At 56.2% G+C, this 23811-nt stretch carries 21 protein-coding genes; 7 read left to right on the top strand and 14 right to left on the bottom strand.

Features of this window, described 5'->3' with window-relative positions:
- Nucleotides 1-49 precede the first annotated feature (49 nt).
- The 6 genes from BJF95_RS19860 to BJF95_RS19835 all read right to left on the bottom strand — a co-directional run bounded on the left by BJF95_RS19860 (nucleotide 50) and on the right by BJF95_RS19835 (nucleotide 5754).
- Complete coding sequence (locus BJF95_RS19860) at nucleotides 50-1282, bottom strand: ABC transporter substrate-binding protein (RefSeq protein ID WP_075641229.1); 1233 nt, start codon at nucleotides 1280-1282, stop codon at nucleotides 50-52.
- A 70-nt stretch (nucleotides 1283-1352) separates the two neighbouring features.
- Nucleotides 1353-2120, bottom strand: a complete 768-nt coding sequence (locus BJF95_RS19855) for an SDR family NAD(P)-dependent oxidoreductase (protein WP_075641228.1) — start codon at nucleotides 2118-2120, stop codon at nucleotides 1353-1355.
- Between the two features lie 17 nt (nucleotides 2121-2137).
- On the bottom strand, nucleotides 2138-2881 hold the full coding sequence (locus tag BJF95_RS19850) for an SDR family NAD(P)-dependent oxidoreductase (RefSeq protein ID WP_075641227.1): 744 nt from the start codon (nucleotides 2879-2881) through the stop codon (nucleotides 2138-2140).
- A gap of 1 nt (nucleotide 2882) precedes the next feature.
- On the bottom strand, nucleotides 2883-3728 hold the full coding sequence (locus tag BJF95_RS19845) for an ABC transporter permease (protein WP_075641226.1): 846 nt from the start codon (nucleotides 3726-3728) through the stop codon (nucleotides 2883-2885).
- Between the two features lies 1 nt (nucleotide 3729).
- Nucleotides 3730-4623 carry an ABC transporter permease gene (locus BJF95_RS19840; RefSeq protein ID WP_075641225.1) on the bottom strand — a complete coding sequence of 298 codons (894 nt, stop codon included), beginning with the start codon at nucleotides 4621-4623 and terminating at the stop codon, nucleotides 3730-3732.
- A gap of 42 nt (nucleotides 4624-4665) precedes the next feature.
- The gene (locus tag BJF95_RS19835) at nucleotides 4666-5754 is read right to left on the bottom strand and encodes an ABC transporter ATP-binding protein (RefSeq protein WP_075641256.1); all 1089 of its coding nucleotides are present in this window, start codon (nucleotides 5752-5754) and stop codon (nucleotides 4666-4668) included.
- 491 nt (nucleotides 5755-6245) lie between these two features.
- Here BJF95_RS19835 and BJF95_RS19830 point away from each other — a divergent pair, with 491 nt between their 5' ends.
- The gene (locus BJF95_RS19830) at nucleotides 6246-7244 is read left to right on the top strand and encodes a GntR family transcriptional regulator (RefSeq protein WP_075641224.1); all 999 of its coding nucleotides are present in this window, start codon (nucleotides 6246-6248) and stop codon (nucleotides 7242-7244) included.
- A 25-nt stretch (nucleotides 7245-7269) separates the two neighbouring features.
- Here BJF95_RS19830 and BJF95_RS19825 read toward each other — a convergent pair whose 3' ends face one another.
- Genes BJF95_RS19825 through BJF95_RS19805 form a run of 5 tightly spaced genes read right to left on the bottom strand, consistent with a single transcriptional unit; the run spans nucleotide 7270 to nucleotide 11542 of the window.
- The gene (locus tag BJF95_RS19825) at nucleotides 7270-8250 is read right to left on the bottom strand and encodes a 5-oxoprolinase subunit C family protein (RefSeq protein WP_075641223.1); all 981 of its coding nucleotides are present in this window, start codon (nucleotides 8248-8250) and stop codon (nucleotides 7270-7272) included.
- Nucleotides 8240-9115 carry a 5-oxoprolinase subunit B family protein gene (locus tag BJF95_RS19820; protein WP_075641222.1) on the bottom strand — a complete coding sequence of 292 codons (876 nt, stop codon included), beginning with the start codon at nucleotides 9113-9115 and terminating at the stop codon, nucleotides 8240-8242. The genes BJF95_RS19825 and BJF95_RS19820 overlap by 11 nt, the downstream gene beginning before the upstream one ends.
- Nucleotides 9115-10500 carry an acetyl-CoA carboxylase biotin carboxylase subunit gene (locus BJF95_RS19815; RefSeq protein WP_075641221.1) on the bottom strand — a complete coding sequence of 462 codons (1386 nt, stop codon included), beginning with the start codon at nucleotides 10498-10500 and terminating at the stop codon, nucleotides 9115-9117. Before BJF95_RS19815 ends, BJF95_RS19820 begins: the two co-directional genes overlap by 1 nt.
- The gene (locus BJF95_RS19810) at nucleotides 10497-10739 is read right to left on the bottom strand and encodes an acetyl-CoA carboxylase (protein WP_075641220.1); all 243 of its coding nucleotides are present in this window, start codon (nucleotides 10737-10739) and stop codon (nucleotides 10497-10499) included. The genes BJF95_RS19815 and BJF95_RS19810 overlap by 4 nt, the downstream gene beginning before the upstream one ends.
- 29 nt (nucleotides 10740-10768) lie before the next feature.
- Entirely contained in the window at nucleotides 10769-11542 is a 774-nt protein-coding gene (locus BJF95_RS19805; protein ID WP_075641255.1) for a 5-oxoprolinase subunit PxpA, read from the bottom strand.
- A 284-nt stretch (nucleotides 11543-11826) separates the two neighbouring features.
- Here BJF95_RS19805 and BJF95_RS19800 point away from each other — a divergent pair, with 284 nt between their 5' ends.
- On the top strand, nucleotides 11827-12726 hold the full coding sequence (locus tag BJF95_RS19800) for a LysR family transcriptional regulator (RefSeq protein ID WP_075641254.1): 900 nt from the start codon (nucleotides 11827-11829) through the stop codon (nucleotides 12724-12726).
- A gap of 203 nt (nucleotides 12727-12929) precedes the next feature.
- Here BJF95_RS19800 and BJF95_RS19795 read toward each other — a convergent pair whose 3' ends face one another.
- Nucleotides 12930-13478 carry a sigma-70 family RNA polymerase sigma factor gene (locus BJF95_RS19795; RefSeq protein ID WP_083638925.1) on the bottom strand — a complete coding sequence of 183 codons (549 nt, stop codon included), beginning with the start codon at nucleotides 13476-13478 and terminating at the stop codon, nucleotides 12930-12932.
- Between the two features lie 308 nt (nucleotides 13479-13786).
- On the opposite strand from BJF95_RS19795, the gene BJF95_RS19790 reads away from it, so the two are divergent.
- The 3 genes from BJF95_RS19790 to BJF95_RS19780 all read left to right on the top strand — a co-directional run bounded on the left by BJF95_RS19790 (nucleotide 13787) and on the right by BJF95_RS19780 (nucleotide 17483).
- Nucleotides 13787-14647 (top strand): GNAT family N-acetyltransferase, encoded by an 861-nt coding sequence (locus BJF95_RS19790; protein ID WP_075641219.1) that lies wholly within the window; start codon nucleotides 13787-13789, stop codon nucleotides 14645-14647.
- Nucleotides 14648-14754: 107 nt separating this feature from the next.
- Nucleotides 14755-16029, top strand: coding sequence for an NAD(P)/FAD-dependent oxidoreductase (locus BJF95_RS19785; RefSeq protein ID WP_075641218.1), 1275 nt, complete (start codon nucleotides 14755-14757; stop codon nucleotides 16027-16029).
- Nucleotides 16026-17483, top strand: coding sequence for an aldehyde dehydrogenase family protein (locus BJF95_RS19780; RefSeq protein ID WP_075641217.1), 1458 nt, complete (start codon nucleotides 16026-16028; stop codon nucleotides 17481-17483). Before BJF95_RS19785 ends, BJF95_RS19780 begins: the two co-directional genes overlap by 4 nt.
- A gap of 50 nt (nucleotides 17484-17533) precedes the next feature.
- Here the strand turns inward: BJF95_RS19780 and BJF95_RS19775 are convergent, their stop codons facing one another.
- Together BJF95_RS19775 and BJF95_RS19770 are read right to left on the bottom strand one after the other, a co-directional pair.
- Entirely contained in the window at nucleotides 17534-18598 is a 1065-nt protein-coding gene (locus BJF95_RS19775; RefSeq protein ID WP_075641216.1) for an ATP-binding protein, read from the bottom strand.
- The gene (locus BJF95_RS19770; protein WP_075641215.1) at nucleotides 18595-19284 is read right to left on the bottom strand and encodes a response regulator; all 690 of its coding nucleotides are present in this window, start codon (nucleotides 19282-19284) and stop codon (nucleotides 18595-18597) included. The genes BJF95_RS19775 and BJF95_RS19770 overlap by 4 nt, the downstream gene beginning before the upstream one ends.
- Before the next feature lie 197 nt (nucleotides 19285-19481).
- On the opposite strand from BJF95_RS19770, the gene BJF95_RS19765 reads away from it, so the two are divergent.
- Both BJF95_RS19765 and BJF95_RS19760 read left to right on the top strand, forming a co-directional pair.
- The gene (locus BJF95_RS19765) at nucleotides 19482-20648 is read left to right on the top strand and encodes an efflux RND transporter periplasmic adaptor subunit (protein ID WP_075641214.1); all 1167 of its coding nucleotides are present in this window, start codon (nucleotides 19482-19484) and stop codon (nucleotides 20646-20648) included.
- 12 nt (nucleotides 20649-20660) lie between these two features.
- A complete protein-coding gene (locus BJF95_RS19760; protein ID WP_075641213.1) occupies nucleotides 20661-23768 on the top strand; it encodes a multidrug efflux RND transporter permease subunit in 3108 nt (1035 codons plus the stop codon).
- Nucleotides 23769-23811: the final 43 nt, after the last annotated feature.

The following is a 23811-nucleotide window of genomic DNA, read 5'->3' as shown; positions in this document are numbered from 1 at the left end:
TGGGAGTTTGTGACCGGAAGAAACACCTTCCGGTCACAACGGGATCGGATCAGGCGTTCAGGAATTCATCCCACTTTTGCACCAGATGGTCGTATTCATCAGGCCACTGGTGCCAATAGGCGACGTGCTTGGCGCGCTCTTCCAGCGAGCCGCCATCGCGCAAATCGCCTTCCTTGATGCCGCGATCTTCCTTGCCCATCCAAGGTTTGCCCTCGTACCAGAAGCCGTATTTTTCCGGTGCCATGACATTTTTGATGTTGGTGGAGGGCGAGTAATAGCCCTGTTCTGACACCGCAATGCCCGGCTCGCCGGACAGCCAATAATCGGCATAGGCGGCTACCGCATCCTTGTTGGGGGTTCCGGCAATCATGGCAGGGCCAATGGCCCAGGCGCGATAACCTTCCTTGGGAACCGCATATTTGCACGGCTTGCCTTGGGCTTTCACGGCCATCACGGCAGGCTGCCAGGCATCGCACACCACCATTTCGCCAGAGGCCATCAGGTTGACCAACTCGCCGAAATCGCCCCAGAGGGCGCGGAACTGCCCGTCCTTCTTTTTGGAAATCAGGAAGGCGGCGGCCTCGTCAATTTCCTTGGCGCTGGGGTTTCCAGGGTTTTTGACATTCAGCAGACCCAGCGTGTTCATGGCCATAATGGCTTGGCCAAAGGCAATCAGCGGGTCAGTGTTGAGGCCGGATTTGCCCTTCCATTTTTTGTCGAAAATCGCCGTCCAGGTGTTGGCTTCTTCGGCAGACAGAACATCCGGGTTATAGCCAATCGAGTCATAGTTATAGACGGCGGGCACCATGTTGAGTGTGGTCTGCGCTTCATCGGCCCAGATTTGGCCAACGATCTGCGCCTTACGATCCCACTTGTCTGAAGGTTTGGTGAAAGTGTCGCGGATATTGGCCCAGTTTTTCATCGATGCGGCAGGAATGGTCTCGACATTGTTGGTCATGACAATCGATGGCAGGCGCTCGGCGATGATTTCCCAGCAATCATAATCCTTGGAGCCGGACAGGATTTTTGTCTGCGCATCGGGGAAGGTTGCCGCGGTGCCGGAGGTGGCACCGACGCCCGAGGCCTTTTTGAAATCGGCCAGAATGCGCTCTTGCACTGTCACCGATAGGCCGATGGTGCGCAGTTGCTCGCTGGCCAGTTTCGAGGCTTGCGCATAGGCCTTGCCTGATGACAGAAAGGGCGAGCCAGCGCCCATGGCCAGCGCGATTGCGCCGGTTGAGCGCTTCAGCAGCGAGCGACGATTAAGCTCTTTGAATGACATGTCTCTTCTCCAGTGTTGATAGGTTCCCGACATTTTCTTTTTGATGCCCGGTCTTTGCCGAGCTTGAGTTTTAGTAGCGCCCCACCAGCAGGCCGCCATCCACCACCAGCACCTGGCCGGTCATGTAGCGGGCCGCATTTGAGGCGAGAAAGGCGATAACATCGGCAATGTCTTCTGGCGTGCCAAGCCGACCCATGGGAATGAATTCGGCGGCTTTTTCCGCCCCAGTCGGGCCAAGTGAGTTTTCTTCAGAGAGCAGTTGCGCAGTGCGGATATAGCCCGGCGCAAGGCCATTCACCCGTACGCCATCGCGGGCCAGCTCGACCGCAAGACCGCGCACCAGCCCGACAACACCTGCCTTGGCCGCTGAATAATGCACATGCTCATCCCAGCCATAGGCGACGCCCATGATGGAGGAGAGAGCGATGATTGATCCAGTTTTGCGGGCCCGCATGCCGGGAGCAGCTGCGCGGGTGAGACGGAAAATACCCTTTAAATCAATGTTAAAGGTCATATCCCATTTTTCGTCTGTCAATTGCGCAAGCGGCGTGCGGTGGGCAATGCCAGCATTGGCCACCACCACATCAATGCGGCCATGACGCGCCTCAATGTCTTGCACCAGTGCGTCTGTTGCATCGGTGGAGCGCACATCGTAGGCGTGGAACTCGGCAGAGCCACCAGTGGCGCGAATAGCGTGCGCTACCGCCTCACCTTCGCTGACGAGAATATCCGTGACCACCACATGGTCCCCAAGTGCGCCAAGGGCCATGGCCGTTGCAGCGCCAATGCCGATCCCGGCACCCGTGACGATCACCACCCGCTTTGCCTGATTGTCCATGGTTTCACCCTTTCCTGTCACAGCATCACATCGCCTGAATTTGGCCCAAGCGTTTGCCCCACAAACAGCGCCGCCTCATCGGAGGCGAGAAACGACACGGTAGACGCCACCTCTTCCGGCTCGCCAAAGCGGCCCAAGGGCAGTTCGGCTTTCTTGGCGCTGCGCCAGTCTTCGGAAATTGCCATCACCAGCGGTGTGTTGACCGGGCCGGGGGCAACGGCATTGACCCGCACGCCACGCGCAGAGACTTCGCGCGCCAAGGCTTTGGTCATGCCAATGATGGCGGCCTTTGCGCCGGAGTAATGCACAAGCTCAACTCCGCCGATCTGGCCGAGTTGGGAGGCGATGTTGATGATCACGCCTTTTTGGCTTTCCAGCATGGAAGGCAGGACTGCGCGGGTCATGAGAAAGTTGCCGCGCACATGAACGGCAAACATTCGGTCAAAATCCGCAAGTGCCATGTTTTCCAACAGGCTCTGGTGAACAATACCTGCATTGTTCACCAAAAGCCCAACCGGGCCATGGTTGGAAACAGCGCTTGCAACAATGGCGGCAACATCGCTTTCACTGGAGACATCGCCCGCCGCAAAAGCTGCTGTGCCGCCTAAGCTTTGTATTTCATCGGCCACCGCCTCGGCACTGTCCAAGGAGAGGTCGTTGACCAAAACAGCATGGCCATCTTGAGCCAGCCTGAGCGCAATGGCACGGCCAATGCCGGAGCCAGCCCCTGTGACAATGGTGGAAGTGGGAGTGATCTTCATGTTACACCTCCTCCTGCACGGCAATGCGCTTGGCGCGGCGCACGGACAGACCCATCAGCACGGCATAGGTTCCAAGCAGCGCAAAAGAAAACAGCGTGGTCAGCACACCAAAGGCAAAGACATTGGGGTGAACCTCCACCGAAAACGTGCCGTAAATTGCCAGCGGCAAGGTCAGATCGCGTCCGGAGGCAAACAGGGTGCGCGAAAACTCATCATAAGACAGTGTGAAGGCGAACAGCATGGCTGAAAGCACACCGGGAAAGATCAGCGGAAAGGTGATTTTGCGAAAGGTGCGGGCCGGGGTGACGCCCAAGGACCATGCGGCTTCTTCCACGCTGGGATCAAAGCGATTGAAAATCGCCAGCATCACCAGAAAGGCGAAGGGGAAGGTATAGACCACATGCAGCACAAAGGCTGTGCTCCACCAATGGCGATCAATGCCAAAGCTGTTGGCCACCAGCGCCATGCCCAGACCCACCAGCACGCCCGGCACCATCATGCCCAGAACAATCAGGTAGAACACGAAGCCGGAGCCTTTGAACCGGCTGCGAAAGGCCTGCGCCGACAAAACACCCAGCACGGTGGAGACAATCATGGTCAGGCCCGCCAGCACCACGGAGCGCACCAGCGCATCATTGATCGGCAACGGTGCCACGCGCGATGGCGGAGTGAGGCCAAACAGGTGCTTGTACCAATAGACCGACCATTCAATGATCGGAAACTGTGGCCCGCCATCTGGCCCCGCCTGAAACGACAGGATCGCCAGCACCACCAAAGGGCCGTAGAGAAACACCAGAAACAGGCCAGTATAAACGCCAAGGCCGAATTTGACACCGCCGGAGTTCATCTTAAAGCTCCCTTCTGAGATCAACGACGCGCAGGAGAGCGGCCACCACAAGGCCCATCAGCAGGGTGAGAACAACGCCCGCCACCGCCGCAAACGCCCATTTCAATGAGCCGACCTGGGTGACAATGATATTGCCCAGCAGATTGACCTTGCGGCCAGACAGCGCCGACGAGGTTGCAAATTCACCCAGCACCATGACGGAGACGAAAATGGAGCCGACCACCACGCCCGGCATGGACATGGGCAGAATGATGGTGCGGAAAATGCGCCAGAAACTGGCTCCCAGATCCTGTGCTGCCTCAATAATGGCAGGATCAATCCGGCCCATCATGAAGGCAATGGGACCGACCATGAAGACGCAATAGATCTGCGTCATGCCAATGATGACTGAAAGTTCGGAAAACAGCAGCACTTCGATGGGGTGGGTTATCATGCCCAGTTTCATCAGGATAATATTGATGGCACCTTCCTTGCCCAGCATGGGCCGCCACGCCAAAACACGGATCAGAAACGAGGTCCAGAACGGGATAACGCAGAGCACCAGCAGCACGGTTTGCAGCGTTTTGTTTTTGACAAACAGGCCCACGAAAAGCGCTGTCGGATAGCCAACCACAAGGGTTGCCGCCAGCACAATCAGCCAGATCCGCACCGTGGTCCACAGCGCGCCCATATAGGTGTCACTGGAGAAAAAGGTGATCCAGCTTTGCAGGGTGAGCGTCGGCTCGATCTTGAAGGTGGTCTGGGTCCAAAACGACACATAGACCATCATCGCCATCGGCAGCACCAGAAACAGCAGCATCCATATGACGCCGGGAAGCACTAGAAGCATGGTTTTGGGGAATGATTTCGCTGCCACGCTGACAACAGCGGGCTCATCGGTGACGATTGTGCTCATTGGGCGCGGCTCCCCTGATAAAAGGTGATGGGTGCGGCAGGATCAGGCATAAACAAGGGCGTCTTCCTTTTTCCAGACCAGCGCATAACGGCTTTGCGGCTCCAGCGTCTGGCGGCTGCGATGGCTGAGATGGGTTTCCACTTCAAACACCGCGCCGTCATCGAGCGCGAAGAACGAATAGATCGCCGAGCCAGTGTATTCCTCGGCCAGAAAGCGGCCTTCAATGCGAACCTCGTCGGGGCGAACCTCATCGGGTTGCGCCTGTTCCGATAGGGCGCAAACGGAAATGCGATCGTGGCGGATGGCGTAGGCGGGTGAGGCGGCAGGTTGGCGCAAACCGGCCAGGGGCAGAGTGCCGACTGCGGTTATCAGTGCATCGCCCTCAATACGGCCAGAGAAGAGATTGTAACAATTGAGAAAACGCGCCACATCGGCCGAGATCGGGCGGCTGTAGACCGCATCAGATTTGTCTTTTTGAGCAATGCGGCCACGATCCAGCACCAGAACCGTATCGCCCATGGCCAAAGCTTCTGTTTCGCTGCCGGTGACATGCAGAAAGGTGACGCCGCAGCGCTCGCGAATTTCGCGCAATTCGTGGCGCATGCGGCTGCGCAAATTGGCATCCAGCGCACCCAGCGGCTCATCCAGCAGCACCATTTTCGGCTCTGTCACCAACGTGCGGGCGAGGGCCACACGTTGTTTTTGTCCGCCGGAAATCTGCGTGACGGCACGGGTTTCAAGACCGGACAGCCCGACGAGATCGATAATGCTGCGCACCCGATCGGATATTTCGCGGGCATCGGTCAGCGCGTCAGCCTCCCGATTGGCGAGACCAAAGGCAATGTTTTCCTGCACGGTGAGATGGGGAAAAAGCGCAAAGTTTTGAAACACAAAGCCAATGCCACGCCGGTGCGGCGGTGTGGCATTGATTTGGCTGCCAGCAAAACGAATTGCGCCGCTTTCAAGCTTTTCAAAGCCCGCAATCACCCGCAACAGGGTGGTTTTGCCAGAGCCGCTTGGCCCCAGAAGAGAAATATACTGGTTCTCGGGGAGTGACACACTCAACCCATCCAGCGCCCGGGTGTCGCCGTAGGTTTTCACAAGACCGGTAAGCTCAAGCACTGATGTCACAGCGAATCCTGCCAGTTTTGGCCAACTCATCCTGCCGTACCTGCGCCATCAAGCGCGCACGGCCCGTTGTCTGCCTCATTGGTGTGATGACGCATGACAGGGGAGAATGAAGGGGCACTTTTAAAATGTTCCGCCGCTCACGTTTCTATTGTCGTGATGCACACAAATCATTGCATAAATGATTTTTGTATTCAATATTCTTTTTATTGTTTTTGCAAATTCCCCAAATTTTTAGGGTCTTTGATTGTTGTTATCTAATCTCGTGCTGTTGCTGCACGGCTGGTGGACGGTAAAATGCCTTAAAATTGCATTTTACCTCCGTGTTCGCCAGAGTGCAGCGAAGGTCGGGCGCTGCGGTTTACGTTAGGTGGTGTCGTCCATCTTGAAATTATATGAAATTGTACGCAATATTCATTTTATTTGGCACTAGGCCTTTGATGCCGAGTCACAGTAAACAGGCAGGATAGAGACCACAGGATCAACATCGCCCTATGCACGCCACGCGCACCCAACGCCGCTATGAAATTGCCGAGGAGGTTCTGCGCGCCAATATTGCGCAAGGAACGCTGCCCAATGGGCTGGTGTTGCTGGAAGGGCATATTGCCGAGATCTTGCAGATTTCCCGCGCGCCCGTGCAGCGTGCATTGCAAGCGCTGGAAGCCGATGGGTTGGTGCATCGCTTCAATGGTCGGGGTTATCTTGTTGGCCCGGCGGATCAGGGCATTGAACCAGACCGTCAGGATATTCGCACCCTTGGCCTGAGTGTGCCGGATGATGCCGACAATGCCTTGCAAAGCCGTTCCTCCTGGGAGCGCATTCACGACCGCGTTGAAAGCGACGTGGCGGGCTGTGTGGTGTTTGGCCAATACCGGATGATTGAGGCAGAGCTGGCCAGCCATTTCCACGTCAGTCGGACCGTGGTGCGCGATGTTTTGACTCGCCTCAGCGAACGGGGACTGGTGCGTAAAAACCAAAGCTCTCATTGGATTGCCGGTCCCTTGACCGCGCAAACCGTGAAGGATCATTTTGTGCTGCGCGGCATGCTGGAGCCGCAGGCGCTGGTGTCGGCCGCCCCTTTGATTGACGAGGATGCACTTTTGCACTTGTTGCAGCGCTTGATGGTGCTCGAAAAAAGCGTTGGAGCCGATGTTGTCGACCAGATGCGGGCCGCGCACGATTGCTTTATTGAAACCTGTCTGCTGTCTACGCCCAACGAGCGTTTGCAGGAATTGATCCGCAACAATCTTCTGCCTGTCACGGCCATTGAGAGCCTTTTGGGTCGCCTGGGTCTGCCCGGCGACCTTGGCACCATGACCGAGTTGCGCCTGATTGTGGAGCTGCTGACCCGTGGTGCCACGGCGGCTGCCGCCGCCATGCATCAGACCCATCTGGAAGCGGCCATGAACCGCACCATTGCCCAGATGAAAATCATTGCCATTATACCGGACCCAAGCGAAATCGCTCCCTATCTGACCCGTGTTCAGGAATGATGCTAGCGATCTGCCCATGATAGCCTCAACGGGTTGGTGAAAACAGGCTGCGGATTTGATTGATCAGCGCATGGCGCTCTTTTCTCGCCGCCAGTGCCGTTTCCATATCCACTTTGACAAAGTGGGTTGGCGTGTGCGGCTGCAATTGGCCGATCAGGTCCATATCTGCCGAAATCACCGTGCCGACCATGAAATAGCCACCGCCGGAAACGGCATCGCGGTGCAGAATAATCGGCTCCGTGCCGCCCGGCACCTGAATGGAGCCATAAGGGTAGCAGCTATCGACGATATTGGATGGATCGGAGCCCGCGCCAAAGGGCGGCGTGCGTGGCACAAAATCCAGCTTGCGCCCACCCCGGAAGCGATAGCCCATGCGGTCCGCTTCGGGGGCGACTTTCCACTCGTCTTCAAAAAAGTTACGGCCCGATTCTTCGGTGATCCGATCCCAGTACAGCCCCGGCAACACGCGCAATTCGGCTGGCTTTCCGGGGTGACGGCGAAGCTCTGGTGGAATGCTTTTGCCTTCTTCAGAAAAGGCTATCTCGCCAACCGGCAATTCATCACCGATCGCCAGCGGGCGGCCCTTGAAACCACCCAGCGCACCAATGGCATAGGTGGAGCGCGACCCCAAGGCTAATGGCACATCAATGCCGCCAGACACGGCGATGTAAATCCGCGCACCCTTTTTCAGAAATTCGAACGACAATAATTGTCCCGCCTTGACCTTGAAAGCCGTCCAGCCGGGCCTTTCTTCGCCATCCAGCTTGATGGGCATGTCTGCTCCGGTCACCGCCACCATGGTATCGCGTGTGAATTCCAGCTTGGGGCCAAGAAACACGGCTTCAAGACCGGCCGCCCCTTCCGCATTGCCCACCAAGAGATTGGCGGCTTTCAGCGCCAGCCGGTCCATGGCACCGCCCAGCGGAATGCCAAGGTGAAAGTAACCGGGACGGCCCAGATCCTGAACCGAGGTGGCAAGTCCGGGATGAATAACCTTAATGGCCATGGAGCAGGCCCTCCAGCTTGGCGTTATAACCATCAATGTCTTTTTGAAACTCACGCAGATCAAACGAGACCTCGCGGATTGGCGGAACAAATTGCCCCTTATCGACCTCTTCCACCGCCTGATCATAACCATCGCGATCGACCGGCTTGAACTTCACAATATCGCCGGGACGGAAGAACACCATGAAATCCTTGAGGTAGGAGGTGGTCTGCGTCGGATCATAAATCGGCATCGGGGTGATGCCGAACATCTGATAGCCACCCGCGCCGCGCACCGAATAGATGCAGCCAAAGCAACCACCGTGGCCCACCGTCAGCCTCGGCGTATCGGTGCGAGGCCGCAGGTATTTGGGCACTTCGATCTGCCGCTGGCGCTCGACCATTTGATACATGAACGGCAGCCCAGAGACGAAACCGACCATGGAGACAAACCATGGCGAGCCCGAATGGGCGGCAATGAAATCATCTACAGAGCTGTAATTGTTGATGCGCGATGCATAGTCCAGATCGGTGCCGCTGGGGTCCTGATGGCGCTCGCGAAAGCGCATCAAGGTTTCATGGGTCCAAGGGTCATTGTAAAACACCGGAATCTCGACAATGCGCGTGGTAATCACCGGCTCGGCCTTGGCGGCGGCCACTTCAATGGCTTGCACCTCTTTCAAAACATCATTTGGATGGATGATATCGGGGTCAAACTTGATCTGGAGCGAGGCATTGGCCGGGCAAATTTCGGTGACGCCCTTGATGTCGGCCTGTTTGATGCCGTTGGTCATCGAGAGCGAATTGAAGAAGGCTTCCAGCGACATCTCTTCGCTGCATTCCACAAAGAGATGTTCATCGCCGCCAAATGTGTAGCGCATGGGCATCAGGCACTCTCCTTCCTTGAGGCAACCACTGTTGGAAATACACTTTCCAGCCAGGGCTCCAGAAAACGGGTGTGGACATCTGCGGCTTTGACGGAAGCATCCCGAACCAACGCCTGATGCAGGGGAATGGTTGTGGCAATGCCGCCGATTGTTAGCCCGTCCAGCGCATCCGCAAGCTTCAGAAGGCAGGCCTCACGGCTGTCTGCCCAGACAATCAGCTTGCCCAGCAGCGAGTCATAAAAAGGCGGAACCGTATAGCCTTCATACAGCATGGTATCAAAACGAATGCCATCGCCTTCGGGAATTGTCAGACTGGTGATCAGCCCTGGTCCCGGCAAAAAGCCCCGCGTCGGGTCTTCGGCATTGATGCGGCATTCGATGGCATGGCCACGCACTTTTACATCGTCTTGCGTAATGGAGAGGGATGCTCCACCCGCCACCCGGATCATTTCCTGCACCAGATCAATGCCGGTGATCATTTCTGTCACCGGATGCTCAACCTGAATGCGGGTGTTGACCTCAATGAAGTAAAATGCGCCGCTCTGCTCGTCGTAGAGATATTCCACCGTGCCAGCGCCACGATAGTTCACGGATTTTGCCAGGGCCACAGCGCTCTCAACCAGGCTTTTGCGGGCATCAGCGGGCAGGGTCACGGATGGCCCTTCTTCCCAGACCTTTTGGCGGCGGCGTTGCAGCGAGCATTCACGCTCAAAACAGTGGATGGCGTTGGTGCCATCGCCCAAAATCTGCACCTCGACATGGCGGGCGCGGGTGATGACCTTTTCAATATACAAGCCACCATCGCCAAAAGCGGCCAGGGCTTCTGTGGAGGCTTGCGGGAAATGCCGCTCAAATTCCTCCATGTTTTCAGCAATGCGAATACCCCGACCACCACCACCGGCTGCCGCCTTGATCATCACCGGAAAGCCGATCTCGGCGACGAGAGAGCGGGCGAGATCAAGATCATCCACTCGGCCATTGGAACCGGGAACGGTGGGCACGCCCGCCTTCATGGCCACCTTGCGGGCCTCGACCTTATCGCCCAGCAGGCTGATGGCGGCATGGTCGGGGCCGATGAAAATCAGCCCGGCATCGGTGACGGCCTTTGCAAAAGCAGCATTCTCCGACAGAAAACCATAACCGGGATGGACGGCATCCACGCCGGTTTCCAAAGCCGCCTTCATCACCGCATCAATATTGAGATAGGATTTTGCCGCAGACGGCGGGCCAATCTCCACCGCCTGATCTGCCAGTTTCACCGCCAGCATATCGCGGTCGGCGCTCGAATGAACCTGCACGGTGCGTATGCCCATTGCTTTTGCTGCGCGTATAATGCGCACCGCAATTTCACCCCGGTTGGCAATGAGAAGGGACGAAATGCTCATGCCTTGACCTCGGCAATCACTTGGCCGGCCATGATTGGTTCATTGTCTTCGGCGATAAAGACAATATCGGTGCCGGAAGCGTCGGCATAGACCTCGTGAAAGGTCTTCATCACTTCAATCAATCCAATCACCTCGCCTTGCGCCACCGCATCACCATCGGCCTTGAATGGGGCCGCATCGGGAGAGGATTTGCGATAAAACGTGCCGGGCAGGGGCGATTGGATTTCATGCTTGCTCATCGCGGTCTCCGATTGGTGTGTGGTTGGGATTATCGTGTCGTGGGCGAAAGAGGTGAAATGCGAATACCCTCGGCAAGCAGGGCCTCGCGCATGGTGCGCACAATCTCGAGCGCGCCCAACGTGTCGGAATGAAAGCAGATCGTTTCAAACGGGATGTCAATGTCGTTGCCGGTCACGGTTGTGACTTTGCCTTCCAGACAGGCGCGCACCACCTTGCGGGCAATGGCCGCGGGATCGGGGCGTCCGACATCGCGGGTAAAGACAATCGAGCCGCTGTCGTCATAATCACGGTCGGCATAAAGCTCCCGGGCAACAGGCTGGCCCACATCCATGGCAACAGATTCAGTGATCGATCCGGCCATGCAGAACACGTAGGCATTTGGGGCCACAGTGCGCATATATTGCATGAACAATTGGGCAAGCTCCGGGTTGGCGGCCATTTCCATATAGAGCGCGCCGTGTGGCTTGACGTGTTGAAGCTGTGCGCCGTGGCGGCGGGCAAATTCGCGCAGCGCCCCCACTTGATAAACCATATCATTGACCAGTTCACGCGCCGTGCCATTGATGCGGCGGCGGCCAAAGCCTTGCAGATCCTTATAGCCCGGATGGGCACCAATGCTGACGCCATGCTCCACCGCAATGCGCACGGTTTCATCCATCAGGTTGGGGTCGCCGGCGTGAAAGCCAGCCGCAATATTGGCTGAGCTGATCAGCCCCATCAGGGTGGCGTCATTGGTATCGCCAACCCGCCAGCGGCCAAAAGCCTCTCCCATATCGCAATTGATATCGACAGTATCGCGCAGCACTGCTCTTCCTGTTCTGCCTGCATTTTTTGCAGATCAACTGAATGCCTGTGTTTTCAGCAAAAACTTTAGGAAGAAACAATGCGTTTGGAAAATTCTATTTTCAAAATTTGATTATCTGATTTAGAGATGTTGGTATGAGCCATGAATATCGGCAAAAATGTCATGATTTCTGCATTTTTACCGAAATCTAAACGTGTAATGTTTGAAAAAGCGCAATCAACAACATTTTCGTTCTGATTTTCAGAACATCGTCATCTTTGATTCAGATTGAAAGTCGTGCCATGTCCATCAGTCTGCGCCAGATTCGATATTTTGTTGCAACGGCCGAATCCGGGCAGGTCTCGCAGGCCGCAGTCAACCTTTCCATCTCGCAATCGGCCATCACGACGGCGGTCAAGGAGCTTGAGACCATTGTCGGGGCTGTGCTGTTTGAGCGGACACCACATGGAATGGAACTGACCACAGCGGGCCGCCAACTGCTCTCTCATGCCTATGATATTCTGCAAAAGGTTGACGATGTCGCGTCGCTGCATCTGGTCACCAGCGGGGTGAAGGGCAAGCTGACGCTTGCGGCCACCTACACAGTGATCGGCTATTTTCTGCCTTTGCATATGGAGCGGCTAAAGCGCCAATTTCCCGATATCGATATTCAGCTTTTCGAGCTGAACCGTGAAAGTGTCGAGGAAGGTCTGTTGAGCAATCGCTATGACCTTGCGGTGATGCTGACATCCAACATTCTCAACCCGGAGCTTCAGACAGAAAAGCTGTTGAGCTCACAGCGGCGGCTGTGGCTGCCCGCCCGCCACGCCCTGCTGGCCATGCCGTCGGTGGGTCTCAAGGAGGTGGCTGATCAGGATTATATCATGCTGACGGTGGATGAGGCATCCCATACCTCTTTGAAATACTGGAGCCAGACGCCGTACACGCCCAAAGTCAGCCTGCGCACATCTTCGGTTGAAGCTGTGCGCTCGCTTGTGGCCAATGGGCAGGGCGTTGCGATTTTATCCGATATGGTGCACAGGCCGTGGTCGCTGGAAGGGCGGCGCATTGAAACCGTGACGTTGCGCGATAACATTCCCTCAATGGATGTGGGCATAGCGTGGCGCAAACAGGTCGACTTCAGCCCGGCCATGGAAGCCGTGCGCACCTATTTTCGCCGCACCTTCAACATTCCCCACTAACCAGTCTCTTCACGCCCTTGGTAAGCCAATGGAGCTGCGCAATCACGCCCTGTGTTTGGCGCAAAGGCTGATCCGAAACAACATGCAAGCGCAAACACCTTGCGATTGCCCAGCCACAATATTTCTGATGACAACGTCGATCAGTCCATTGCGATGCCGACCATTGAAGACAATCTCTGCACGTAGACGATGGAAGTTCACGCTTAGACAGCTTTGTTTGCATCATTTGTAGCGTCGCGCACAGGAGCTATTTCTGGTGAGGTCATGGTGTCGGTGATCGCCACCTCTCCCAACTCTTCTTTCAGTCGCTGGCGGGCGCGGCTCATGCGGCTTTTGATCGTGCCGACCCTGCATCCATATATTTTGGCAACGTCCTCATAGGTCTCGTTCATCAAAACAACCAGAATAAGAACATTGCGGTATTGCAGAGGAATGCGCATCAAAGCGCTGTAAACGTCACGCGCGTGAGCGCTCCATTCCTGTGTGGCGGGCGTCGTCAGGGTGTTCAGCATGCCGTCGGGGATACCAACCGTTTCCCTTTTGCGTTTTCGATAGCGGGTGCTGAATGTGTTTCGCATGATCGTAAAAAGCCAGGATTTTAGCCGAGTCCCTTCATTATATTGATCAAAGCTGTTGATGGCGCGCACCAGTGTTTCTTGTACCAGATCATCAGCATCTTCGGGATTGCTGCAAAAGGTCCACGCGAACGCTCTCAAAGCGGGTATCAGCTCCACGATCTCTTCTCGAGCCATACTTGTACCTGTTGTCCTGGATTTTCGTGATATTTTATCGCTAATTAACGTGCACAATCACCAAATGTTCCGTGTAAAGCGTGCAGGCATGGGGAGGTGTGCGAATTTCTGAACCAGCCGCAGAGATTTGATCTGCCATAGCGGCACAGGTGATGCCGCCTTGCTGGCCAAAACAGATTAATCCACCAAATAGGCCCGCAAAAAAAGCAAAGAAAACTTTCGCAAATCAGCGAAGCTTTCTAAACACTCCTGAATTTTCGAGGTGCAAGGTCCGCGCCGCCATCAATATTTTGGGTAAGCAACAGCACATGAATTATGATGACACCACCATTTTGGATGAAATTTCACTGGTAAAGCTCGATCGTCGCCACCTGCAAGGCGGATTGAAGCTTTCGCAAGAGTTCTCCTGGCCGTACCGGTTGGAGGATTGGGCCTTCGCACTGGAGGTCGGCGACGGTGTTGTCCTTGAACGAAATGGCGAGGTGCTCGGCACGGCTCTTTGGTGGTGCTATGGCCAAGATTACGCAACAGCTGGCATGATTATCGTGACGGAGAAAGCGCAGGGCGGTGGCAATGGGTCTCGCTTGTTCGATGCGCTTTTGCAGGCAACAAGGGGGCGGAACGTTCTTCTCAATGCCACAGAAGAGGGGCTGCCGCTCTATCTTCGCCGTGGTTTCGAAAGATGGGGAATGGTGCACCAGCACCAATGCCTCTTGAACGAGGAATATACACCGAAACACCGTGACGACATTCGAGATGCGGTTGCCAGAGATTTTGACAGCATTCAAGCGCTCGACCACCGGGCGATTGGAATGCCACGCGGAACGCTCGTAAAGGCGCTGTTAAATGTTGGAGACGCCATCGTGCTGGAGCGCGATGGGCAAATATCGGGCTTTTCCATTCGCAGGCGTTTTGGGCGCGGCTACGTTGTTGGGCCGGTTGCCGCTGATAATATTGAGGATGCAAAATGCCTGATTGAGGCGCAGCTCGCCAAACTCACCGGAGAATTCGTGCGCATTGATGTGTATGCCGAAGACGGATTGAGCGAATGGCTTGAGGAGCGCGGCCTTAAACAGGTGAGTGAGGCCATATCGATGGTGAAGGGAGTACGGCCTGCGCCAATCGCTCCTACGCATATGTATGCGGTTGCCAATCAATCGTTCAGCTAGAGTTTATCAGGCAAGAGTGGAACCCGGTTTTTCTGAGCACGCAATCGAGGGGCTTTTGTTTTGACACAGCCTGTGCTGATTTTTTCACGCCACTGAGGTAATCGACAATGAAGCTTACATCCTACTGGTTAGATACCTCAGAGCCATTTCGGAGCGGGTCTGATCGTCCACTTGGTGGCCAATGTGACGTTGTTGTGGTTGGCGGCGGATTGACCGGCTCCTCCGCCGCACTCACCCTTGCCAAGAAGGGTGCCAGCGTTGTTCAGCTGGAAGCAAGCACCATTGGCAGCGCGGCGTCGGGCCGCAATGGTGGGATGTGCAACAATGGCTTTGCCCAGAACTATGCCGATCTATCGGCCCGGCTTGGGCGTGACAAAGCCAATGCGCTCTACAAGGCGTTTGATGCCGGTGTTTCACTGGTCGAAAACATCGTGAAAGAGGAAGACATCGATTGTAGCTTTGCCCGCTATGGCAAGCTCAAGATTGCGGCAAAGCCGGAGCATTACGATGTTCTTGCCCGCACACAAGAGCTTTTGGCCGCCAATGTCGATCCCGAAACACGAATGATTTCGCGCCAGGATCTGCGAAATGAAGTGGGGACTGACCGTTACTACGGCGGGCTGCTGTTTTCCAAGAGTGCGGGCATGCATGTCGGGCGCTTTGTTCGCGGGCTGGCCACTGCCGCCGCAAAGCGTGGTGCCCAGATCTATGAACAAAGCCCGGTGATGGGTATCCGCCGGGTTCAAGGTGGGCACCAGGTTCAAACCCCGACAGGCACGATTGTTGCGCGCCAGGTTCTTTTGGCAACCGGTATTTCGCATGTGGGGCCATTGGGCTGGATTCGTCGGCGTATTGTTCCGATTGGTGCTTTCCTGATCGCAACCGAGCCGCTGTCACCACAGGATGTGGCCCGTCTCATGCCCACAGGCCGCATGGTGGTGGATACCCGTAACCTGGTTGTCTATTGGCGGTTGACGCCGGATAATCGCTTGCTGTTTGGCGGTCGCGCGCGATTTGCCGTATCAAACCCGCAATCGGACGAAAAAAGCGGTCGGATTCTCAAGGCCGCCATGGTTGATGTCTTTCCGGAATTGGCCAACACCCGCATCGACTATTGCTGGGGCGGTATGGTGGATGCGACCCGAGACCGCCTGCCGCGCGCCGGACAGCGCGATGGGATCTATTATTCCATGGGCTATAGCGGTCATGGCACCCACATGGCGACGTTGATGGGCAGCATCATGGCCGATGTTATGGATGGCAAGGAAGAGCTCAATCCATGGAGAGATTTTGATTGGCCAGCCATTCCGGGTCACTTTGGTCCCCCCTGGTTTTTGCCCATTCTTGGTGCCTATTATCGGATGAAGGATGCGTTCCGATGAATGCGTCTCTTGAACACCTCAGCCGGGCCAATCGACTGGATCATTTCTTTATTGACGGGCGGTGGGTTGCTCCTTTGGGGGCGGCGAAGGGAGCGGTGACCAATCCCGCGACCGAGACGGTCTTCGCCCATATTGCTCTTGGCAATGCACAGGATGTCGATAAAGCGGTGCTTGCGGCGAGGCGCGCCTTTGCTTCCTGGTCTCGGACAACGCCCGAATATCGCGCTCAACTGCTCACACGCCTGATTGCGTTGATTGAAGAGCGCAGCGAGCTGTTTGCCCAGTGCATAACGCTCGAAATGGGAGCGGCGATTGGTTATGCGCGTGCGGCGCAGGTTCCGCTGGCCATTGCGCATCTTCAAACGGCGCGCGATGGTGTTTTGTCCTTTCCGTTTATGGAACAGCGTGGCCACACAGTGATTGCCCGTGAGCCGATTGGCGTCTGCGGTCTGATCACTCCGTGGAATTGGCCGCTTTATCAGATTACCGCAAAAGTTGCCTCGGCGCTTGCGGCTGGCTGTACCGTCATTCTCAAGCCGAGTGAGCTTGCGCCGCTTGATGCTCTGCTGTTTGCGGAAGCCATTGACGATGCGGGTTTTCCCGCCGGTGTGTTCAATCTGGTGAATGGCGATGGTCCGGTGGTTGGGCATCATATGGCCTCACACCCCGATATCGATATGATTTCCATCACCGGCTCCACCCGCGCTGGCGTTCTCGTGGCGCAGGCGGCGGCCCCGACTGTGAAGCGGGTGGCGCAGGAGCTTGGTGGAAAATCTCCGAACGTGATCCTGCCCGATGCCGATCTTGAGCGTGCTGTGTCGATGGGCGTTACGGCTGCATTTCGCAATCTCGGACAATCGTGCAGCGCGCCGACACGTATGATCGTGCCGCGTGTTTTGCTGTCTACGGTTGAAGCAATTGCGGCCAAAGCCGCAGCCGCGATTGTTGTTGGCGATCCGCTTTCACCCGCCACGACCCATGGCGCTATGGCCAACGTGGCCCAGTTCGACCGCGTGCAGACGATGATACAAGCGGGCGTGGCGGAGGGTGCCAAGCTGTTGGTCGGCGGAGTGGGACGACCCGATGGAATGGAGACAGGGCTTTATGTAAAGCCAACGATTTTTTCTGAGGTTCGAACCGATATGCGGATCGCCAAGGAGGAGATTTTTGGACCGGTTCTGTGCATTATTGCTTACGACACGGTGGATGAAGCAATCGAAATCGCAAATGATACAGTCTACGGACTGGGTGCCCATGTGCAAGGCAAGGATCTGGCGATGACCAAGAATGTCGCCGCCCAAATCCGCTCAGGTCAGGTTCACCTCAATTATCCTGCATGGGACCCCAATGCGCCGTTCGGTGGCTACAAGCAATCGGGCAATGGCCGAGAATATGGCTTTGAAGGAATGGCCGAGTATCTCGAGGTCAAATCTATCCTTGGTTATTTCGATTGAAACATGCGGCTTTGGTCCGAAAACCGGATTCCACTTTTCCCAGACAAACTCTAGGGTGCGGGCATCCGCAAGGATATTTCAAACGTTGCGCCACCCTTGGATGAGCGTCTGTACTTGATAGTACCGCCATGGGCCTCGACGATGGCACGCACGACGGACAGTCCCAACCCGTTGCCACTGGCTTCACTGAAGCCAGCATGGGCACCGCGCTTGAATGGCTCAAATGCCCAGGGCTCAAGATCACTTGGAAGGCCGGGGCCTTCGTCTGAAACGCAGATAATGGCCAGCTGGTTTTCCTCTGAGAGTGTGATCTCGATGGTGCCGCGCACAGCGTAGCGGCGAGCATTGGTGATCAATGCCAGTAGAGCTTGGCGAATGCGCAGCGCATCCGCGCGCACAACAATGTCATCCAGGTCCAGGGTGAGCTGGAAACCTGCCGCGTTCAATTCTGGCTCCATCACGTGCGTGAGGTTCTGGATCTCGTCTTGAAGCCGGATTGGCTCGATGTGCAGATCCAGATGGCCGCTATCGGCCAATGTCACGGTTCTGAGGTCTTCGACCAGCCGTGCCAGAGAATCCACCTGGAGGATCAGGCTTTGCAGCGAGCATTCGTCAGGCTCGAACACACCATCGATAATGCCCTGTAAACGCCCCTTCAAAATCGTCAAGGGTGTTCGCAACTCATGGGCAATCATGGCGTTCCACAGGGTCACATCCGCTGCCATGTCTTGCAGGCGCTGGGCCATGGCATTGAAATCGGCCACCAGATGGGCGGTTTCACCCAGCGAATGGTCTCCGGGCGTCGCACGGGCAGACAGATCGCCATCCTTGATGCGTCTGGCGCTTTGGGCGAGGGATTCGAGAGGCTCGAGAATGCGCCGCGCAAGCCGCACCGAGGCAATGGCTGCCATGATCAGGGCAAGGAAAATCAAGCCGGAAAGCACGAGAAAATCTGTGCCCGTGAGCAATCCATTCTCGTCTTCATTCCAGGGGCTGAAATAAAAAATGATGCTGAAGGCCAGATAGGTGCCAAAAAAGACCAGCAGACCTGCGATGACGGTCACAGCCGACATGGCCAGCAGGATTTGCCGGCTCAATCCCTGACGCAGCATCATGCCTCAATCACTAATCTATATCCAATGCCGCGGATACTTGCCAACATGCCCTCTGCTCCGGCCAGTTCCAGCTTTTTGCGCAATTTGCTGAGGTGGCTATCCACTGTGCGGTCCATGGCGTCAGAGCCAGGAAGGCAGGCATCAATCAGCTCGCCGCGGGTGAAGGCCTTGCTTGGGGTGCGTGCCAGGTGGGCAAGCAACCTGAATTCGGTCAGTGTCAACGTCACCGGCTTCACCGTACCGTTGGTTTCAAGGTTGACCTGATAACTGTCGAGATCAATGGTCAAGCGCCCAACGCGGATGGTTGCGCCCGTATTGGCAAGGCCAGCACGGCGCAAAATGGCTTTGGCACGAGCAACGACCTCAATCGGATTGAAGGGTTTGACGATGTAATCGTCAGCGCCAATGCGCAAACCTTGCAGCCGGTCAACCTCTTTATCGAGGGCCGTGATCATGATGACGGGCGTGTTGCCGCGCCGTCGCAGTTCGGCCAGCACCTCCCAGCCGTCAAGGCGGGGCATGGTGACATCGACAAGTGCAATATCGGGTTTGAGCGCTAGATGCAACTCAAGCGCGACTTTGCCGTCGCGCGCGTGCACGGTGCGAAACCCTTCGCGGATAAAATAAGCTTCGAGGATGTTGGCGATTTCAACATCGTCCTCGGCGATCAAAACAAGTGCTGTCATGGAAATTCAGTCTCCTTGGCTTATGATTGCCATCGAAATTGGCTGCCGTCGAGCATCCATTCCTCGCCTCCATCGGTTGTTAACATAACCTCCACAAAGCCGAAACCTGAGGCGCTTAAGGCCCATGGGATGAAATGCGACTTTGGATTTGGGCCTCGCACATATCTGGCCTCTCACGTTTTGGATGGTAATCAATCATGCGCCGCAAACCTCGTTCAATCAAAATTGCTTTGCTCATCGCATCAATGGGCTTTCTGGCGGCTTGCAGCGATGAAAAGGCCGCCCAACAGGCGACAAGCTCTGAGCCAGCGGCACCCGCGCGTGTCAGTGTTTTGTCCGTTCAGCCAGCCAAAGTCGTTGTCTATGATGAATTGCCGGGCCGGGTATCGGCCTATCGCACCGCTGAAATACGGGCGCAGGTCAGCGGCATTATTGAAAAGAAACTGTTTGAGGAAGGTGCGAGCATTGATGCTCATGCACCGCTTTTCCAGATCGACCCGGCGCTGTTTATCGCAGAAGTGGATGCAAGTTCTGCGGTGCTGGCCCGTGTTGAAGCCGAGCTATTGAACGCTCGCATCAAATTTGAGCGCACCGAGCTTTTGTCCGCCAAGCAGATCAACAGCGCAGAAGCGCTCAACAATGCGGCGGCCGCCCTTGCGCAAGCCAAGGCCAATGTGGCGGAAGCAAAAGCCAATCTGGCGCGGCGCAAACTGGAACTGTCCTATGCCACGATCAAGAGCCCGATTGCCGGCATCATTGGTCGGTCATTCCTCGGCGAAGGCGGCCTTGCGTCGTCATCGGCCACCACGCCTTTGGCCGTGGTGCAACAGATTGACCAGGTCTATGTCGATGTGCGGCAATCTGCGATGAGCAAGGAAATGCTTGAGGGCATGGCGTCGAACACCGGGGATGCCGCTCTCGATCTTCCTGTGAAGATCCTGACAATTGCTGGCAAGGCTTATGACCAGCCGGGAAAGATGCTGTTTTCCGATATTTCGGTCGATACCTCCACCGGCAGTGTTGCCATCCGGGTTCTGGTTCCAAATCCGGCACAGCAATTGTTGCCGGGCATGTATATTCGCGCCAAGGTGCCGCGCGCCATCTACAGCCAGGCATTGATGGTGCCGCAAGAGGCGGTGGTGCGGGATCCATCCGGGCGGCCGCAACTGGTTGTGGTCGATAAGGATTCTCACGGCAGTCGGCGCAATGTGTCCTTGGGTGCGCTTGTGGATGGTCAATATATTGTCCTCTCCGGCCTTGAAGCCAAAGACAATGTTGTCGTGCTTGGGCAAGACCGCGCACAAGACGGCGTGAAGCTGGAAACCACACCCTACATGCCATCCGCCCTAGACGTGAAGGGTTGAGGAACACCAATCATGCCACAGTTTTTTATCAATAGGCCCGTGTTCGCATGGGTTATCGCCATTCTGATTGTCATTGCTGGCGTTGTGTCCCTCCCGCAGCTTCCTGTCTCGCGCTTTCCGGTCATTGCACCGCCAAGCGTGTCGATTCTGGCCACCTACACGGGTGCCACGCCGCAAACGATCAATGACAGCGTCACCGGCTTGATCGAGCGCGAGCTGTCGAGCGTCAAGAACATCCTGTATTTTGACTCATCGGCGGATTCATCCGGCAGCGCCAATATTACGGTGACGTTCAAGCCGGGAACCAACCCTGAGCTTGCGCAGGTGGATGTGCAAAACCGTTTGAAAGCCATTGAGCCAAGATTGCCAGAACAGGTTCGCCGCGCGGGCCTGACGGTGGAGGCAGCGTCGTCAGGCTTCCTGATGATCGTTTCGCTCAAATCGTCAAATGGCAAGGTAGATCCGCTGGGGCTGGACGATTATCTGGTGCGCAATATTGCCCCAGAGCTTAAGCGCGTGGCGGGGGTCGGCCGCGTGCAATCGTTCGGCTCGGAAGCGGCGATGCGCGTCTGGGTGGATCCCGTGAAGCTGGTTTCCTATTCGATTTCGATGACGGAAATCACTCAGGCCATCCAGACGCAGAATGTGCAGGTGGCAGCCGGGCGGCTTGGCGAAGTGCCGACAGTGCCGGGTCAGAAAGTCAGCGTGCCTTTAAGCGTTCACGGCCAATTGCAGAGCCCTGAGGAGTTTGCCAAGGTTATTCTGCGCTCCAATCCCGATGGCTCAAAGCTGACGCTAGGGGATGTGGCAAAAATCGAGGTTGGATCTCAGACGTCGAGCTTCTCGATTAGAGACGGCGGCAGGCCTGCCACGGCTGCGGCCATTCAGCTCAGCCCGGGGGCCAATGCGGTCAGCACATCGCAAGGTGTCCGCGATCGGCTGGCCGAGCTTGCCACCACCATGCCGGCAGGTCTGGAATATGCCATTTCCTATGACACAGCACCCTTTGTGAAAGTGTCGATCCAGAAGGTGTTGCAAACACTGCTGGAGGCGATGGTGCTGGTGTTTCTCATCATGCTGTTGTTTTTGCAAAACATTCGTTACACCCTGATCCCGGCCATTGTGGCACCCATTGCGCTGCTGGGCACGTTCGCGGTGATGTTTGCAATTGGCTATTCAATCAACGTGCTGACCATGTTTGGCATGGTGCTGGCCATTGGCATCATTGTCGATGACGCCATTGTGGTGGTTGAAAATGTCGAGCGGATCATGGCGAAAGAGGGCCTCTCGCCGCGCAAGGCGACCCAAAAAGCCATGACGGAAATTTCAAGTGCTGTGATTGGCATCACCCTTGTTTTGACGGCTGTTTTCCTGCCCATGGGCATGGCCAGCGGCTCTGTCGGGGCAATTTATCGTCAGTTTACGGTGTCGATGGCGGTTTCCATCCTGTTTTCCGCCTTTCTGGCGCTGAGCTTGACACCTGCGCTGTGTGCAACGTTGCTTAAGCCGATTGCGGCCGATCACCACACACGTACCGGCTTTTTTGCGCGCTTCAATCGCGGGTTTGAGCGCCTGACAGCGCGATACGCAGGCTGGGTTGGCGTGCTGATCAACAAGACCGGTCGCGTGATAGCCATCTATGGCGCAATTCTCATTGCCGTGGCCCTTGGTTACAATGCTTTGCCAACGGCCTTTGTGCCTCAGGAGGACCAAGGCTCGTTCATGACCTCTTTCACGCTGCCCGCAGATGCGACGGCAGAGCGGACGCGCGCGGTGGTCGATCTCTTTGAAGCGCATGTCAAAACCCGGTCCAATATCGAGAATAATTTGACCGTCATGGGGTTTGGCTTTTCGGGATCTGGTCCCAACACGGCCCAATCTTTCACCACGCTGAAACCGTGGGGTGAGCGCACCACCACCTTGGATGAGGAGCTTGAGGCCGCAACCTCTGCCATGTCTGTTGCCAATGAAGGGCAGATCTTCAGTCTGAAACCACCAACGATTGATGAACTTGGCACGACATCGGGCTTTGCCTTGCGCCTGCAAGATCGCGCCAATCACGGAGCAGCTGCACTGCTTGCGGCATCGGCGCAGCTCACGCAGCTGGCAGCCAAGAGCAAACTGCTCTCGGATGTGCGCGTCGATGGTTTGCCCAGCGGGCCAAGTGTGACGTTGAAGATTGACCGACCCAAGGCGGCGGCGCTGGGCGTGGCTTATTCTGCCATCAGCGACACGCTCAGTGGTGCGGTTGGCTCCACCTATATCAATGATTTTCCGCGCGACGGTCGTTTGCAGCAGGTGATTGTGCAGGCAGAAGCCGCGAGCCGGATGCAGGTAGAGGACGTGCTGAACCTACATGTCAGAAATGATACGGGCAAGATGGTGCGGCTATCGGAATTTGTCACGGCGGAGTGGTCAACCATTCCTTTGCAGGTCACACGCTACAATGGCTATCCCTCAATGAGCATTTCCGGCTCTGCCACTGCTGGCACCTCCAGCGGCAATGCCATGGCGGAAATGGAGAGCCTGGCCAAGGAATTGCCCAAGGGCTTTGCCCTTGAATGGACCGGTCAATCGTTGCAAGAGCGGTTATCGGGCGCGCAGGCCCCGATGCTGATGGCGTTTTCCTTCCTAGTCGTTTTTCTGGTGCTGGCCGCCTTGTATGAGAGTTGGACGGTGCCGCTCTCCGTCATGCTGGTTGTGCCGCTGGGTGTCATCGGCGCGGTGATTGCTGTTCATCTGCGGGGTCTGGAAAACGATGTGTTTTTCAAAGTGGGCTTGATTACGCTGATTGGCCTTTCCGCCAAAAACGCGGTTTTGATCATTGAGTTTGCCCGCAAACGCCAAAAGGACGGCGAAAGCCTGAAAGATGCGGTTATCGAGGCGTCGCGACTGCGGCTGCGCCCCATCGTGATGACATCACTGGCCTTCTCGCTGGGCATCGTGCCTCTGGTGATTGCAAGTGGCGCGAGTTCGGAAACGCAGCATGCGATTGGCACCGGGCTGTTTGGCGGCATGATTTCGGCAACGGTTCTGGCCGTGTTGTTTGTGCCGGTCTTCTACGTGATTGTCATCAAGCTGTTTGGAAGAGGAAAGAGCAATCAGGAACGTGACGTGTGATTGATTGAGGCAAAAAACCGCCAGTCAGAGCCTGACTGGCGGC

Origin of the sequence: Rhizobium oryziradicis, assembly GCF_001939045.1 — a bacterium.
Lineage (GTDB): Bacteria > Pseudomonadota > Alphaproteobacteria > Rhizobiales > Rhizobiaceae > Allorhizobium > Allorhizobium oryziradicis.
Note: the sequence above shows the minus strand (reverse complement) of the source record. Positions and strands in the feature narration are given on the sequence as shown.